General features: G+C 70.8%; 16 protein-coding genes. 8 read left to right on the top strand and 8 right to left on the bottom strand.

Annotation, left to right across the window (positions count from 1 at the left end; all coding sequences use genetic code 11):
• The first annotated feature begins 30 nt into the window (after positions 1–30).
• On the top strand, positions 31–912 hold the full coding sequence (locus HZF19_RS08030) for a 5'-3' exonuclease (protein WP_208028246.1): 882 nt from the start codon (positions 31–33) through the stop codon (positions 910–912).
• A 34-nt stretch (positions 913–946) separates the two neighbouring features.
• On the opposite strand, the gene HZF19_RS08035 is transcribed toward HZF19_RS08030, so the two are convergent.
• Positions 947–2,035, bottom strand: coding sequence for an ATP-dependent DNA ligase (locus tag HZF19_RS08035; protein ID WP_208028247.1), 1,089 nt, complete (start codon positions 2,033–2,035; stop codon positions 947–949).
• Between the two features lie 12 nt (positions 2,036–2,047).
• Positions 2,048–2,644: an LOG family protein gene (locus HZF19_RS08040; RefSeq protein WP_208028248.1), complete on the bottom strand. Its 597-nt coding sequence runs from the start codon at positions 2,642–2,644 to the stop codon at positions 2,048–2,050.
• Between the two features lie 108 nt (positions 2,645–2,752).
• Between HZF19_RS08040 and HZF19_RS08045 the strand changes: the two genes are divergently transcribed.
• The 3 genes from HZF19_RS08045 to HZF19_RS08055 are packed head-to-tail and all read left to right on the top strand — an operon-like array spanning position 2,753 to position 5,533.
• Positions 2,753–4,294 (top strand): acyl-CoA carboxylase subunit beta, encoded by a 1,542-nt coding sequence (locus HZF19_RS08045; protein ID WP_208028249.1) that lies wholly within the window; start codon positions 2,753–2,755, stop codon positions 4,292–4,294.
• Positions 4,291–4,503 carry a hypothetical protein gene (locus HZF19_RS08050; protein ID WP_208028250.1) on the top strand — a complete coding sequence of 71 codons (213 nt, stop codon included), beginning with the start codon at positions 4,291–4,293 and terminating at the stop codon, positions 4,501–4,503. Before HZF19_RS08045 ends, HZF19_RS08050 begins: the two co-directional genes overlap by 4 nt.
• Before the next feature lie 31 nt (positions 4,504–4,534).
• Positions 4,535–5,533, top strand: coding sequence for a metallophosphoesterase family protein (locus HZF19_RS08055; RefSeq protein WP_208028251.1), 999 nt, complete (start codon positions 4,535–4,537; stop codon positions 5,531–5,533).
• A gap of 16 nt (positions 5,534–5,549) precedes the next feature.
• Here the strand turns inward: HZF19_RS08055 and HZF19_RS17110 are convergent, their stop codons facing one another.
• The 4 genes from HZF19_RS17110 to HZF19_RS08075 form a co-directional block, all read right to left on the bottom strand.
• Entirely contained in the window at positions 5,550–6,323 is a 774-nt protein-coding gene (locus HZF19_RS17110; protein WP_208028252.1) for a GGDEF domain-containing protein, read from the bottom strand.
• 76 nt (positions 6,324–6,399) lie between these two features.
• Positions 6,400–8,391 carry an ethylmalonyl-CoA mutase gene (locus tag HZF19_RS08065; RefSeq protein ID WP_208028253.1) on the bottom strand — a complete coding sequence of 664 codons (1,992 nt, stop codon included), beginning with the start codon at positions 8,389–8,391 and terminating at the stop codon, positions 6,400–6,402.
• 82 nt (positions 8,392–8,473) lie between these two features.
• Positions 8,474–9,169 carry a leucyl/phenylalanyl-tRNA--protein transferase gene (aat, locus tag HZF19_RS08070; protein ID WP_208028362.1) on the bottom strand — a complete coding sequence of 232 codons (696 nt, stop codon included), beginning with the start codon at positions 9,167–9,169 and terminating at the stop codon, positions 8,474–8,476.
• Positions 9,126–9,977, bottom strand: a complete 852-nt coding sequence (locus HZF19_RS08075; RefSeq protein WP_208028254.1) for a 3-hydroxyacyl-CoA dehydrogenase family protein — start codon at positions 9,975–9,977, stop codon at positions 9,126–9,128. Before HZF19_RS08075 ends, aat begins: the two co-directional genes overlap by 44 nt.
• Positions 9,978–10,050: 73 nt before the next feature.
• On the opposite strand from HZF19_RS08075, the gene HZF19_RS08080 reads away from it, so the two are divergent.
• Both HZF19_RS08080 and HZF19_RS08085 read left to right on the top strand, forming a co-directional pair.
• Entirely contained in the window at positions 10,051–10,605 is a 555-nt protein-coding gene (locus HZF19_RS08080) for a hypothetical protein (protein WP_208028255.1), read from the top strand.
• The gene (locus tag HZF19_RS08085; RefSeq protein ID WP_208028256.1) at positions 10,602–11,270 is read left to right on the top strand and encodes a Type 1 glutamine amidotransferase-like domain-containing protein; all 669 of its coding nucleotides are present in this window, start codon (positions 10,602–10,604) and stop codon (positions 11,268–11,270) included. The genes HZF19_RS08080 and HZF19_RS08085 overlap by 4 nt, the downstream gene beginning before the upstream one ends.
• A gap of 16 nt (positions 11,271–11,286) precedes the next feature.
• On the opposite strand, the gene HZF19_RS08090 is transcribed toward HZF19_RS08085, so the two are convergent.
• Positions 11,287–11,961, bottom strand: coding sequence for an FKBP-type peptidyl-prolyl cis-trans isomerase (locus tag HZF19_RS08090; RefSeq protein WP_208028257.1), 675 nt, complete (start codon positions 11,959–11,961; stop codon positions 11,287–11,289).
• Positions 11,962–12,042: 81 nt separating this feature from the next.
• Positions 12,043–12,906 carry a peptidylprolyl isomerase gene (locus HZF19_RS08095; RefSeq protein ID WP_208028258.1) on the bottom strand — a complete coding sequence of 288 codons (864 nt, stop codon included), beginning with the start codon at positions 12,904–12,906 and terminating at the stop codon, positions 12,043–12,045.
• 119 nt (positions 12,907–13,025) lie between these two features.
• Here HZF19_RS08095 and HZF19_RS08100 point away from each other — a divergent pair, with 119 nt between their 5' ends.
• Entirely contained in the window at positions 13,026–14,258 is a 1,233-nt protein-coding gene (locus tag HZF19_RS08100; RefSeq protein ID WP_208028259.1) for an aspartate kinase, read from the top strand.
• 51 nt (positions 14,259–14,309) lie between these two features.
• Positions 14,310–15,335 carry an aspartate-semialdehyde dehydrogenase gene (locus HZF19_RS08105; protein ID WP_208028260.1) on the top strand — a complete coding sequence of 342 codons (1,026 nt, stop codon included), beginning with the start codon at positions 14,310–14,312 and terminating at the stop codon, positions 15,333–15,335.
• The last annotated feature ends 56 nt before the right edge of the window (positions 15,336–15,391 follow it).

Consider the following 15,391-nt stretch of genomic DNA (forward strand, 5'->3'; position numbering starts at 1 on the left):
CCTGCCGCTGATCGCGCGCGTGAGGGCCCCGTGCGCGTCCACCTCGTCGACGGCACCTACGAGCTGTTCCGCTACTACTTCGCGCTGCCGTCGCACGTCACGGCCTCCGCTCAGGAAGTGGCCGCGGTGCGGGGGGTGGTCGGCTCGCTGCTCGGCCTGCTCGAAGAGGGCGCGACGCACGTCGGGGTGGCCACCGACCACGTGATCGAGTCGTATCGCAACGACCTCTGGCCGGGCTACAAGTCGAGCGCCGGGGTGCCCGCCGACCTGCTGTCGCAATTCCCGATCCTGGAGGAAGCCTTGCAGGCCGCGGGCTTCGTGGTTTGGCCGATGGTGGAGCTCGAGGCCGATGACGCGCTGGCCGCGGCGGCAGCCGATCTCGCCGCAGACCCCCGGGTGGAGCAGGTGCTCATCTGCACTCCCGACAAGGACCTCGCCCAGTGCGTCTCGGGCCAGCGGGTCGTGCAGCTCGATCGCCGCCGGGGCATCGTGCTCGACGAGGCCGCGGTGGTGGCCAAGTTCGGTGTGCCCCCGGCGTCGATCCCCGACTACCTGGCGCTGGTGGGTGACAGCGCCGACGGCTTCCCTGGCCTGCCCGGCTTCGGGGCCAAGTCGGCCGCCGCGCTGCTGGCCCGCTGGGGGCACCTCGAGGCCATCCCAGCGGACGGGGCGGCCTGGGACGCGAACGTCCGCGGGGCCACGAAGCTGGCGGCGACCCTGCGTGAACGCTGGGCCGACGCGCTGCTGTTCCGCCGGATCGCCACCCTGGAACGCGACGCCATCACGGTCGACGACGTGGAGGCGCTTCGTTGGCGCGGTCCGCGTGATGAGTTCGCATCCGTCGCTCGGCGCATCGATGCCGAGTCACTGGTGGCCCGCGCCTTGCGGATCGCGGCGGCCCGCGGGGGTTGACGGCACCCCTCCAGCGGCCGCGCGCCCGGGCGGGCTAGCGCCGGAGGTCGAACAGCGCGCTCAGCTCGGCAGGGGCCACCTCCTCGAGCTGCGCGTAGGTGCACTGCTCGGGGGCCTTGTCGTCACGCCAGCGGACCAGCCGGGTGGCGTGCCGGAAGCGGTCACCCTGGAGGTGGTCGTAGGCGACCTCGCACACCCGCTCGGGGCGGAGCGGCGTCCACGACAGGTCCTTGCCTCCACTCCAGCGGCTGGGGGCACCGGGCATCCGACCGGCGGTGCCGTCGGCGCGGGCCTCCGCCAGGTACCACGCACGCCAGGGATGGCTGTCCAGGGCGCGGTCCCGGTAGGGCTCGATCTCCCCCACGAGTTCGGCCCGCCGCTTCGCGGTGAACGACGTGGCCACGCCCACGTGGTGCAGCGTTCCCCGCTCGTCGTACAGGCCGAGCAGCAGCGATCCCACGCCGTCGCCATGCTTGTGGGTGCGGAACCCGGCGACCACGCAGTCGGCGGTGCGCAGGTGCTTCACCTTGAACTGGACTCGCCGGTCCTGCTCGTAGTGCCCGTCGAGCGGCTTGGCCATCACGCCGTCGAATCCCGCGCCCTCGAAGCGGACGAACCAGTCGTGCGCGACCGATCGGTCGGTGGTGGCGGGCGTGAGGTACAGCGGTGACACTGCGGCGGCGAGCAGCTCGGCCAGTGCGTGGCGGCGCTCGCGGAACGGGGCCTCGGTCAGGGAGCGGTCACCGATCGCCAGCACGTCGAAGGCCACGAACGATGCCGGCGTCTCCCGGGCGAGGCGTTCGATGCGGGACACCGCGGGATGGATGCGCTGCTGGAGCGCGTCGAAGTCGAGCCCGTGGCCGGTCACGACGACCAGCTCGCCGTCGAGCACGCATCGCGCCGGGAGCTGGGCTCGCAGGGGATCGACCAGCTCGGGGAAGTAGCGGGTCAGCGGCCGGTCGTTGCGGCTGCCCAGCACGATCTGGTCGCCGTCGCGGAACACGATGCAGCGGAAGCCGTCCCACTTGGGCTCGAACAGGTAGTCGCCGTCGGGAAGCTCGTCCAGGCTGTGGATCGCTCGGGCCAGCATCGGGGCGACCGGCGGCGCGACGGGCAGGTCCATGTCCACCGGAGGCTATCCCCGGCGTCCCGGTGTCCCCGGGGTCAGCTGGTCGACCCGCCCCGGCCAGGCCCGGAGCTGGTCGAGCAGCGCTCGGGGGGACGAGGCGGTGAGCAGGAGGCGCCGGTTCTCCGCTCGCAGGACGCCCACGGCCACCGCGTGGTCCAAGAAGGCGAGGAGCGAGTCGAAGAAGTCGCCCACCTCGAGCAGGCCGGTGGGCTTGGTGTGGAGACCGACCTGGGAGGCGGTCACCGCCTCGAAGAGCTCCTCGAGGGTGCCGAAGCCCCCAGGTAGGGCCACGAAGGCGTCCGACAGCTCTGCCATCAGCAGCTTGCGCTCCTGCATGGTCTCGACCACGTGCAGCTCGGAGAGGCCCGGGTGCGCGATCTCGGATTCCACCAGCCACGACGGGATGACCCCGATCACCTCGCCCCCCGCCGCCAGCACGGTGTCGGCGAGCACGCCCATGAGCCCCACGCTCGCGCCGCCGTAGACGAGGGTGAGGCCCTCCGCCACGATCAGCTCCCCGAGGGCCACCGCGGCCTCGGCGAACACCGGGTCCGTCCCGAGGCTCGACCCGCAATACACGCAGAGGCGCTCGATCGGCCGCATCCGGGGCACGCTAACGCACCCGCCGGCGGCCCCCGGCGGCACCCGTGGAGCGATTCGGTCAGGGAGGAGAGGCGCCGGTAGATTCGGGCCTCTATGTCCGATCATCCGATGACCGAGCGGCTCGAGGAGCTGGCCAAGCGCAAGGAGGAGGCTCTCCACCCGGGGTCCGAGCGCGCCGTCCAGCGTCAGCACGAGAAGGGCAAGATGCTCGCCCGCGAGCGCATCGAGTACCTGCTCGACCCCGGTTCGTTCCACGAGCTCGACATGCTCGCCCGGCACCGGGCTTTCAACAGCGGCATCGAGGAGCGGCCCTACACCGACGGGGTGATCACCGGCTGGGGCACCATCGACGGCCGCAAGGTCTTCGTGTTCTCCCAGGACTTCACGGTCTTCGGCGGCGCGCTGGGGGAGGTCTTCGCGGAGAAGATCCACAAGGTGATGGACCTGGCCCTGTCGGTGGGTGCCCCGGTGATCGGGCTGAACGACGGTGCCGGCGCCCGAATCCAGGAAGGTGTGGTCTCGCTCGCCTCCTACGGCGGGATCTTTTACCGCAACGTCCTGGCGTCGGGGGTCACGCCCCAGATCTCGGTGATCCTCGGTCCGTGCGCGGGCGGCGCGGTGTACAGCCCGGCGATGACCGACTTCATCTTCATGGTCGAATCGACATCGCACATGTTCATCACCGGGCCGGACGTGGTGAAGACGGTCACCGGCGAAGAAGTGACGCTCGAGGAGCTCGGCGGCGCCCGGAGCCACGCCACGAAGTCGGGTGTGGCCACCTTCGTGGCCCCCGACGAGAAGACCTGCCTGGACGACGTCCGTTACCTGTTGTCGTTCCTGCCATCGAACAACCTCGAGCCGCCGCCGTACTACGAACCCACCGACGATCCCGAGCGCCGCTGTCCGGAGCTGATCGACCTCATGCCGGCCAGCCCGAACATGCCCTACGACATGAAGCAGGTCATCGCCGCGGTCGTCGACGACGGTGACTTCTTCGAGTACTTCCCGAGCTGGGCTGGGAGCATCGTGTGCGGCTTCGCCCGCCTCGACGGCCACCCGGTGGGGGTGGTCGGCAACCAGCCGATGCAGCTGGCGGGGGTGCTGGACATCGAGTCGTCGGAGAAGGCGGCCCGGTTCGTGCGGACCTGCGACGCGTTCAACATCCCGCTCGTCACGTTCGTGGACGTGCCCGGTTTCCTGCCCGGGGTGGACCAGGAATACGGCGGCATCATCCGCCACGGCGCCAAGCTGCTCTACGCCTACTGCGAGGCGACCGTGCCCCGCATCCAGGTCATCACCCGCAAGGCCTACGGCGGGGCCTACGTGGTGATGAACTCCAAGTCGATCGGCGCTGATCTCGCGTTCGCCTGGCCGTCGGCCGAGCTGGCGGTCATGGGCCCGCAAGGCGCGGTCGAGATCCTCTACCGGCGCGAGCTGCAGGCAGCCGCCGATCCGATCGCCCGCCGCAACGAGCTGGTGGAGGAGTACACGGAGCGCTTCGCCAACCCGTACGTGGCCGCCGAGCGAGGCTTCGTGGACGACGTGATCGACCCGGCCGACACCAGGATCAAGCTGATCGCCGGCCTGGAGCTGCTCCGCACGAAGCGTGAGGAGCTCCCAAAGCGCAAGCACGGGAACATCCCGCTGTGACCGGCGCCGACCACCAGGCGGCGGCTGCGGCCGGGATCGGCGACGTCCGCCCGGTGCCCTCGGAGGAGGAGGTGGCGGCCATCGTCGCCGCGATCGAGGCGGCCTGGCCGCGTGGCGTGCTGGCCGAGCCGTCGCAGGAGATGCCCCGGTGGCGGTTCTCCGGGCGGTGGTGGTCCAAGCCACTGCCCGCTCGCCGCGACCGCCCCTGATCGTCCCTCCCGGCCAACCTATGCTCCGCACATGGAGCTCACCTCGGTGGCCGACGACAGCGCGGTCGTCCACGACGGTCTCGATGTCCGCCGGTACGAGGACCTCGAACCCGATCACCTCTATGAGTACGACGGCTTCGCCTTCCGTACCCTCGAGCGCCCGGGAGGTGAGCTGCTGTGCCGGTTCGCCACCGTCAACGACGTGCACTTCGGCGAGACGGAGTGCGGCATCATCGAGGGCCTCGAGATGGGCCCCATCTTCAGCGTGGATGACGGCGAGGAGCCCTACCCGGAGACCATGAACCGGGGGGCCATCCACGAGATCGAGCAGATCGACCCCAGCGTGGTGGTGGTGAAAGGTGATCTCACCTCACTCGGCACCCGCGAGGAGTACGAGCTGTTCCTCGAGTACTACGGCGAGGCGTTCGGCGACCGCCTGGTGCACGTCCGGGGCAACCACGACGCCTATCACGGTGAGACGTTCGCCTCCGACGCCCCTCTCGTCGTCGAGCTGCCCGGGGTCACGTTGGCCGTGCTCGACACCTCACGGGTTCGGCGAGCCAACGGCTACCTTTCGGATGAGTCGCTGGTGTGGCTGCGTGACCTGGCGGCCAGCACGGATGGCCCGGTGCTGGTGTTCGGTCACCACCACGTCTGGAGCCCGGAGTCCGCGCAGCGGCCCGAGAGCTACTTCGGCATCAACCCCGACGACAGCGAGCGCCTGGTCGAGATCTTCGCCGCCCACCGGAACCTGCGCGGCTACTTCGCAGGGCACACCCACCGCAACCGGGTGCGCCGCTTCGGCCTCACCCATGACGTGCCCTGGGTGGAGGTGGCCTGCGTGAAGGACTATCCGGGGGCCTGGGCCGAGTACCGGGTGTACGAGGGAGGGATCCTGCAGGTCTTCCACCGCATCTCCACCCCCGAGGCCCTGGTGTGGACGGAGAAGACCCGGCACATGTTCAACGGCACCTACGCCGAGTACGCGCTCGGCGAGCTCACCGACCGCTGCTTCGTCATCACCACCTGACCCGGCTGATCCAGGTTCAGGAGTCGGCGGAGGCGACCTCGATGCGGTCCTGGCGCCATTCCCGGGCCATGTCGAGTGCCAGGTCGGCCCGGTCCAGGACCTCCTCGGTGGACAACCCGTGAGCCGGGTAGCAGGCGACCCCGGCCCATACCGTCAGGCCGCTCGAGCGGCTCACCAGCCGCCGGCGGATCCGCTCGACGGTCCAGATGGCTCCGTTCTCGGTCGTGTCCTCCAGCACCAGCGCGTAGCCGCCGTCGAGCAAGCGGCAGGCGGTGTCGGCTTCGCGGACCGTTTCGCGGATCGTCTCGGCCACCAGCACCGGCTCGGCGGGACGGGGCAGCCCCGAGTCCAACCCTTCGATGACCTCCATGAGCACCACGGCCACCGGGCGCAGGTTGCGGCGGGCGGCGGCGATGCGGGCATCGAGCGCCACCGTGAAGTACCCCTCGCTGAACAGCCCGCTCGGCCCGTCGGTCAAGGCGTCGCCCTGGGTGCTCTTGCGCATCGCCGTGAGCTCGATGCGCGAGGCGAGCTTCTTCTCCACCTCGGCCCGGGCCCGAGCCTCGTGGTCCACGGTCTGCTCGAGCTGCTGGACCTTCTCCTGGAGCTCGTCGATCTCGGTGCGGGCCCGGTAGAGCAGGCCCACGAGGCGGTAGCCGGCGACACCGGCCACCAGCGCCAGCGAGCCGGCGACGACCGCCAGGGTGATCGCGTCCCAGATAGCGGCGGCGACGCCGACCGCCAGACCGAGGGCGCCGACGGCGAGCACGGCGAGGGGCCGACGGTTCACGTTCTCTCCATCGGAACACCGCGACCCGAATCAAGGTGGCCCCCCGATTTTGGTCAGGCGAGTCCGCGAGGGGGGTTCAGCGTGACCGGTGGGCCACCACCAGGTCGACGATGTCGCCCATCAACCGGCCGAGCTCGAAGTCCTTCGGGGTGTAGACCGCGGCCACTCCTGATTCGAGCAGCCGGGGGCGGTCGTCCTCGGGGATGATCCCGCCCACCACCACGGGGCTGTCGATGCCCTCGGCTCGCAGCAGGCGGAGTACCTCCGGCACCAGGTCGAGGTGGCTGCCCGAGAGGATCGACAGTCCCACGAGGTCGACGTCTTCGTCCCGGGCCACCGCCGCGATCTGCTCGGGCGTCAAACGGATGCCCTGGTAGACGACCTCCATGCCGGCGTCGCGGGCGGCCACCGCGATCTGCTCGGCCCCGTTCGAGTGCCCGTCGAGACCGGGCTTGGCCACCAGGAATCGGGGGGGCCCGCCCGGCAGGGCCTTCACCCGCTCGGCCACCTCGCGAAGCGTCGTGCTCAACCCGCCCACGCCCACGGCGGCGGCCACACCCGTCGGCGCTCGGTACTCGCCGAACACCTCCCGCAGCGCACCGGCCCACTCGCCGGTGGTGCCGCCGGCATGGGCGAGGTCGATGGTGGCCGGCATGATGTTCGCGCCGGTCTCGGCGGCCCGGCGCAGCTCGTCGAGGGAGCGCTTCACGGCGTCGTTGTCGCGATTCGATCGCCAGGCCTGCACGTCGGCGATCATCTCTTCCTGCACCGCGGGGTCGACCTTGAGGATGTTCTCCTCCCCGCCGAGTGGGGACGCCTCGGTCTCGGTGAAGGCGTTGACCCCCACCACCACCTGCTCGCCGGTCTCGATGCGGCGGGTGCGCTCGGTGTTCGAGGCCACCAGCCGCCCCTTCAGTTCCTCGATGGCTTCGAAGGCGCCGCCGAGGGCGAGGACCTCGTCGAGCTCGGCCTGCGCGGCCTCGATCAGCTCGGCGGTCTTGGCCTCGATGACCCGGGACCCGTCGAAGAGGTCATCGTACTCGAGCAGGTCGGTCTCGAAGGCCAGTACCTGCTGCATGCGCAACGACCACTGCTGGTCCCACGGCCGGGGAAGGCCGAGGGCCTCGTTCCACGCCGGGAGCTGGATCGATCGGGCCCGAGCCCGCTTGGAGAGCGTGACCCCCAGCATCTCGAGCACGATGCGCTGCACGTTGTTCTCGGGCTGTGCCTCGGTGAGACCGAGTGAGTTGACCTGCACGCCGTAGCGGAACCGGCGCAGCTTCGGGTCTTCCACGCCGTAGCGCTCGGCGGTGATGCGGTCCCAGAGGTGCGTGAACGCCCGCATCTTGCAGGTCTCCTCGACGAAGCGGATGCCGGCGTTGACGAAGAACGAGATCGAGCCCACCACCGCCGGGAACCGCTCCGGGGGCACCTGGTCGCTGGCCCGCACCGCGTCGAGCACGTCGATCGCGGTGGCCAGGCTGTAGGCGATCTCCTGTACGGGGGTGGCGCCCGCCTCCTGCAGGTGGTAGCTGCAGACGTTCATCGGGTTCCACTTGGGGATCCACTCCGAGCAGAAGGCGATCATGTCCACGATCAGCCTCTTGGACGGCTCGGGCGGGAAGATGTAGGTGCCCCGAGAGAGGTACTCCTTCACGATGTCGTTCTGGGTGGTGCCCCGGAGCTGGCGGGACTCGACCCCTTGGGTCTCGGCGTTGGCCACGTAGAGGCCGAGCAGCCACGCGGCGGTGGCGTTGATGGTCATCGACGTGTTCATCTCGCCCGGCGGGATGCCGTCGAGGAGCTGGCGCATGTGTCCGAGGTGGGCGACCGGGACCCCGACCTTGCCGACCTCGCCTCGCGCCTGGGGGTCGTCGGGGTCGTAGCCGGTCTGGGTGGGCAGGTCGAAGGCGATCGACAGGCCGGTCTGTCCTTTCGCCAGGTTGGTGCGGTACAGCTCGTTGGACGCCTTGGCGGTGGAGTGCCCCGAGTAGGTGCGCATGAGCCAGGGTTTGTCCCGCTCGCGGGCGGGAGGCTGGCGGGGGTGGTGGCGGCCGGGGTCGGTCATGGCTCAATGGTCGCCGACGCGAGCGCCCGATGTCACGGTGAGGGCGGGGTCGACCCGGGCGGGGCCGGTCGGAGAGCGCGGGTCACGGCCACGGGACGGGTGGCCGGTCGATTGCCTCGGCGAGCAGCTCGAGGTACCGGTCGCGGCTGACGTCGATGGCGCCGAGGGACCGCAGGTGCGGGGTGGTCCACTGCACGTCGAGCAGGCTGGCTCCGTTGCCGGCCAGCAGATCGACCAGCGCCACCAGGGCCACCTTCGACGCGTCACGCCGGCGGTGGAACATCGACTCACCGGCGAACAGCCCGCCGATCGACACCCCGTACAGCCCCCCGGCGAGCGTGCCGTCGGCCCACGCTTCCACGCTGTGGGCCCACCCGAGCCGGTGGAGCCGGGTGTAGGCCCGGATGATGTCGGGGGTGATCCATCCTCCCTCACGCTCGGGTGACGCGCAGGCCTCGATCACCTCGGCGAAGGCGGTGTCGATCCGGATTTCGAAGCGGCGCAGCGAGGCCCGAAGCGAGCGGGAGACGCGCAGGCTGTCGAGGGGCAGGATGCCTCGCGGGTCGGGCGACCACCAGGCGATCCGCGGGCCTCGTCCGATCGGCATGGGGAAGATGCCCGCCCGGTAGGCGGCGAGGAGGGTGCCGGGTTCGAGGTCGGCGCCGATGCCGACGACGCCGTTGTCGTCCGCGTCGGACGCCGGTGGGAACGCCCAGCGGCTCGGAGGGGGTTCCTCAGCCGTAGTCGTAGAAGCCCTTGCCCGACTTGCGACCGAGATGGCCGGCCGAGACCATCCGGCGCAGCAGCGGCTGGGGGGCGTAGTTGGGGTCGCGGAACTCGTCGTAGAGGGCGTCGAGGATGGCGAGGGAGGTGTCCAGGCCGACGAGATCCAGCAGGGCCAGCGGGCCCATCGGGAAGTTGCACCCGCCCTTCATCGCCGCGTCGATGTCGTCGCGTGACGCCGTGCCGTTCTCGAGCATCCGCACCGCGTTATTCAGGTACGGGAACAGCAGCGCGTTGACGATGAAGCCGGCCCGGTCCTTCACCTCCACCGGGGTCTTGCCGCAGGCGGTGGCGAACTCCCGCACCTGTTCGATCGTCTCGTCCGAGGCGGTGAGGGGCCGGACGATCTCCACCAGCGACATCATCGGAGCCGGGTTGAAGAAGTGGACCCCGCACACCTGCGACGGGCGGTGGGTCTCCATGGCCAGCTCGATCACCGGCAGCGTCGAGGTGTTGGTGGCCAGGATGGCCTCGTCCTTGACGATGTGGTTGAGCTCGACGAACAGCTCCTTCTTGGTGGCCAGGTCCTCGACGATGGACTCGATCACCAGGTCGCAGTCCGCCAGGTCACCCAAGCTGGAAGTGGCGCTCACCCGGGCCAGGGTGGCGTCGCGGTCGGCGGCCTCCAGCTTGCCCTTGTCGACCTGCTTGGCGAGCGACTTCTCCAGCGCGGCGATCATCGCGTCGGCGGTGTGCTGCTGGCGGGAGCGGAGTACCACGTCGAAGCCGGCTTTGGCCGCCACCTCCGCGATGCCCGACCCCATGATCCCCGAACCCACGATTCCCACGCGCTTGATCGTCATGGACGGCCACGTTACCGATCGGTAGGTTGCTGGTTCCACCGCGCCGGCCGGACCCGTTCTAGTGTCCGCGGCGGTGCGACCCCCCACGCTGGCTTGCCGACCGGTCGAGGGCGGGCATCCGTTCCCCGACGCGGTGCAACGGGAGATCGAGCAGCGCCGGCTGCGCGCCATGGGCCGGGCCCGGGGCCGGGTGCTGGACCTGGGCTCTCCCGCGGGACGGGCCCGCCTGGCCGCGGTGATCAACGGCGCCGACCCGACCGAGCGCTACGACACGGTGGTGTCCGGTGGGGACCTCACCCGCTTCCCGGACCTGGTCGCGGCGCTCCGGGCGGCCGTCGCCGTGCTGGCCCCCGGTGGCCAGGTGGAGGTCGTCGAGCCGGTGAACCACGTGTGTCGGGGGCACACGCTGCTGGCCACGCTGTGGTCCCGGCACCGGGCGGTGGCGGCGTTGCACGTGGAGCGCGACGTGCCCGCGGCGATGCGAGCGGTGGGCCTGACGCTCGGTGACCTCGAGCGCGTCGACGTGCCCACCGTGGTGTGGCCGTTGCGCCAGCTGGTGCACGTCCGGGCGCGTATCGTGCCGTCCATGGCCAACATGGGGCACGAGCGCGCGGGGGCGGTGGCGTGACCGGCACGCTGGCCCTCGTCGGCGGCGGGGAGTGGACCGACGGCTGCACCTTCGACCGTGAGCTGCTGAGCCTCGCCGGTGCGGACGAGGTCGTCGTGGTGCCTGCCGGGTCGGCTTTCGAGAACCCGGGCGCGGTCGTCGAGCGGGCACGGGCGTGGTTCGCGCACCTCGGCGCCACCGCGGTGGAGGTACCGGTGCTCACCCGGGCCGACGGGCTGGTCGAGGAGCACGTGGCTCGGGTGCGCAACGCCCGGTTCGTCTACTTGCCCGGCACGTCGCCGATGCACCTGCGGGCGGTGCTCAAGGACAGCCCGTTGTACGAGGCGATCGTGGAGGCGTGGCGTGACGGCGCGGTTCTCGCCGGCTCCGGCGCGGGTGCCGACGTGCTGTGCGATCCCATGGTCGACACCAGAGGCGGGGCGTTCACCGTCGGTCTCGGGCTGGTGCCCGGCCTGGCGGTCATCCCCCGGTTCAACACCTGGTCGCCGGAGAAGGTCCACCGCACGGTGGAGCTGGCGCCCCGCGGTCTTCCGCTGGTCGGGGTGCCGGAGGCCACCGCGCTGATCCGCGATCCGGACGGTGGCTGGCGGGTAGGTGGCGTGGGCGACTGCGTCGTGTACCGCGACGGCGCGATCGCCGACCTGTCGGTGCTGCCGGGAGCCTGAGCCGGCTGCACCCGCCTCAGCCGGTGGTGGGGGGCTGGAAGCTGATCAGGTCGATCACGAAGAACAGGGTCTCGTCCGGTGCGATCTTGGGCGGGCTGCCGCTCGAGCCGTAGCCGAGGTCGGGGGGGATCACCAGCAGCCGTCGGCCTCCCGCCTTCATACCGGGGATCCCCTGCTGCCATCCCTGGATGAGCCCGTTGAGCGGGAAGGTGGCCGGGGCGCCCCGGGACCATGACGAGTCGAAGATCTGCCCGGTCGAGCAGGACACCCCGATGTAGTTGATGGTGACCGTGGCGTTCTCGGGCACCGGCTCGCCCTGGCCTTCGACGAGGTCCTCGACCACCAGCTCGGTGGGCGGCGGGCCCGGCTCGATCGGCACGTCGGGCGCACCGCTGGGGAGCGGTTCCGAGAGGGCGACGCAGGGCTTGCCGAGGGCGGACTCGACCTGGGGGGGCAGCGTCGCTGGCGTGCTGTCGGTGATCGGGTCGAGGGTGGTGCTGGTGGCGGCTGTCTCGCTCTTGTCGTCACGGTTGACCAGCGCGAGCACGCCGGCCACCGCGGCGACGAACACCACGATGCCGATGCTGAGCACGATCCGTCGGCGGGTCTCAGCCTTGCGCTGCGCGGTGCGGGCAGCCTCGATGCGTGCTTGCCGGCCAGCCTTCTGTCGTTCACGCTTCGCCGTTCCCATATCGGCCGGGGACGCTAGCAACCCGCCATGACCCTCGGGGATCGGCACCCACCCGGGGCGGTGCCGGGTCGGTGGGGATACTCAGTCGATGGGGCTCGACGCGGTGATGGTGATCGAGTCGATGACCACCGCGCGGGCCGGGGAGCCCGCTTCGCTGCCGGAGCGGTCGATGGCGATCAGGGTCTGCTGCCCGTCGAGCATCAGGCCGAAGGAGGTGAAGTTCTGCGGGAGGTCGGCGGCCAGCTCGAAGGTGGCCAGCACGAAGGAGGCGGCGTAGTCGTCGGTGTCGGGGGTGGCCGGTACGAACGCGATGGTGCCCGGCACGAAGATCTGGCCCCGTTCGGGGGCTTCGCCGGGCAGGGTGTAGCCGGGGCTGTCGGTCTCGGGTGGTTCGAAGCGCGGGCGGATCTGGGCCGCCTTGCGGGGCAGGATCGTGGTGAAGGGTTGGCCGTCGTAGTAGTGGTAGCGGGCCAGCACCACGAAGTTGTTGACCGCGTTGGGTGCCTGCTCGGGGTTGAGGAGCAGCTTGAGGTCGCCGACGGTGGTGTGCAGGACGGCCTCGTAGAAGCGGGTGGGGTCGATGCAGCGGGGCGGCGGTCCCTCGAACCTGGTCACTTTGGGCGACGAGCCGTCCTCGGCGGGGCACGGGGTGGGTCCGCTCATGGTGGTGCCGGGGGCGGGGAACGTCAGCTCCGCGGAGCCGGTGGCGGGCACGGTGGTGGTGCTCGCCGTGGTGGAGGTGGAGGTCGTGGCGGCGGTGCGCGAGGAGCTCCGGTCCCCGAAGAGCGCGCCGGCGGTGCCGGCGAGCAGGGCCAGCAGGAGCACGAGCGCCACCAAGCCCAGGGTCCGCCGCTGGCGGCGGGCGAGCGCGGCGCGCTGCTCCCCGGCACGGGCCCGGGCCTGTCGGGCGCGCTCGCGCTCGGTACGGGTGGAGGTCCTGGGCATGGTCCCCCGACGCTACCGGTTCACCTGCCGGTCGGTCCGCGCACCCGGTCGTCGGGTGGCCGAGCGGATGGTGGCCCAGCGGATGGTGGCGGCGCGCAGGCGAGCGTTAGCCTGCCGCCGTGGCCCTCCTCGTCCAGAAGTTCGGTGGCACCTCCGTCGCCGACCCCGACCGGATGCGCGCCGTGGCCGACCATGTGGCGCGCACGGTCCGGCGTGGCAACCAGGTGGTGGTGGTCATCTCCGCCATGGGCAAGGAGACCGACGAGCTGCTGCGCCTGGCCTCGGAGGTGTCCAGCACCCGCCCCGGCCGGGAGATGGACATGCTGATCACCGCCGGAGAGCGCAAGGCGATGGCCCTGCTCTGCATGGCGCTGCACGACGCCGGGGTGCCCGCCGATTCGTTCACCGGCAGCCAGGCGGGGTTCATCACCGACGACACGCACACCAACGCCAAGATCGTGGAGGTCCGCCCGGAGCGGGTCCGCCAGGCGCTGGAGGGCGGGCGGGTCCCGGTCGTGGGCGGCGCGCAGGGTGTGTCGGGCAGCGGTGACGTGACCTTCCTGGGCCGCGGCGGCTCCGACACCACCGCGGTGGCCCTCGCCCATGCGCTCGGCGCCGACCTCTGCGAGCTGTACACGGACGTGCCGGGGGTGTTCACCAGCGACCCCCGTGTCGTGCCGGACGCCCGGAAGATGGATCGCATCTCGTTCGACGAGCTGCTGGAGATGACCGCCAACGGCTGCCCGAAGCCGGCGATGCGGTCGGTCGAGTACGCGCGCACCCATGGCGTCGACCTGCACGTGCGCTCGGCGTTCACCTGGGAGCCGGGCACGCTGGTCACCAAGGAGGAGCAGGACATGGAGCAGGCGATCATCTCGGCGGTCACCCACGACGTGGACGAGTCGAAGATCACCCTCATCGGCGTGCCCGACCGGCCGGGCATCGCCGGCCAGCTCTTCAGGGCCTTGGCCGACCACAGCATCAACGTCGACGTGATCGTGCAGAACGTCTCCGAGCACGGGGTGACCGACATCTCCTTCACGGTCCCGCGCTCGGAGTACGAGCGGGCGGTCGCCATCGCCCGTGAGCAGGCCCCCGCACTCGGCGCCCAGGACGTGAAAGGCGACCCCGACATCGCCCGGGTCAGCGTGATCGGCGCCGGCATGAAGTCCCACCCCGGGGTGGCGGCCACGGTGTTCGAGACCCTGGCGAAGGAGGGCATCAACATCGAGATGATCTCCACCTCGGCGATCCGCATCAGCTGCATCATCAGCGAGGACCAGGTGGAGCAGGCGGTGCAGCTCCTCCACGACGCGTTCGACCTCTCGCACGGTCCGGCCCTGGTGGACTGAGGCCGATCTCGATCGCCGGCCCTGTGCCGGCACCGGTAGCCTGGACGCCTTATGCGGATCGGAATCGTGGGAGCCACGGGCCAGGTCGGCGGGGTGATGCGCTCGGTGCTCGCCGAGCGCCAGTTCCCCGTTGAGCAACTCCGCCTCTTCGCCTCCAGCCGGTCGGCCGGCCGGCGACTGCCGTGGGCCGACGGCGAGGTGGAGGTCGAGGACGCGGCCACCGCCGACTACCGGGGCTTAGACATCGTGTTGTTCTCCGCCGGTGGTGCCACCTCGCGGGAGCTGGCACCCCGGGTGGCCGGCGCGGGGGCGATCGTCATCGACAACTCGTCCGCGTGGCGGATGGACCCGGAGGTGCCGCTGGTGGTGCCCGAGGTCAACGCCCACGCCCTCGAGTCGATCCCCAAGAACATCGTCGCCAACCCCAACTGCACGACCATGGTGGCGATGCCGGTGCTCAAGCCGCTCGACCTCGAGGCCGGTTTGCAGTCGATGGTGGTCAGCACCTACCAGGCGGTCTCGGGAGCGGGGCTCGCCGGCACCGCCGAGCTCGACGAGCAGATCCGCAAGGTCGGCGAGGCCGGCCCGGCGCTCGCCATGTCGGGCAAGGCGGTGGAGCTTCCCGAGCCCAACAAGTTCCCCCAGTCGATCGCCTACAACGTCATCCCCTTCGCCGGCAGCCTGGTCGACGACGGCTCGGAGGAGACCGACGAGGAGCAGAAGCTGCGCAACGAGAGCCGCAAGATCCTCGAGCTCCCCGACCTGAAGGTCACCGCCACCTGCGTGCGGGTGCCGGTCTACACGGGGCACTCGCTGTCGATCACGGCCAGCTTCGCCCGGCCCATCACCCCCGAGGACGCCCGGCGGGTGCTCGTGAAGGCCCCGGGGGTGGAGCTCATCGACATCCCCACCCCGTTGCGGGCCGCGGGCGCGGATCCGACCTACGTGGGACGTATCCGCGTGGACGAGACGGTCGAACACGGACTGGCGCTGTTCCTCTCGGGCGACAACCTGCGCAAGGGCGCCGCGCTGAACGCGGTGCAGATCGCCGAGACGTTGCTCGCCCGCCGCGGCTGACCCAGGACGTCCCACGGGCTTGGTGGCCGGTGGGTCAACCTGGGCTAGTGAGTTAG

Source organism: Rhabdothermincola sediminis (genome assembly GCF_014805525.1).
Lineage (GTDB): Bacteria > Actinomycetota > Acidimicrobiia > Acidimicrobiales > Acidimicrobilacustridaceae > Rhabdothermincola > Rhabdothermincola sediminis.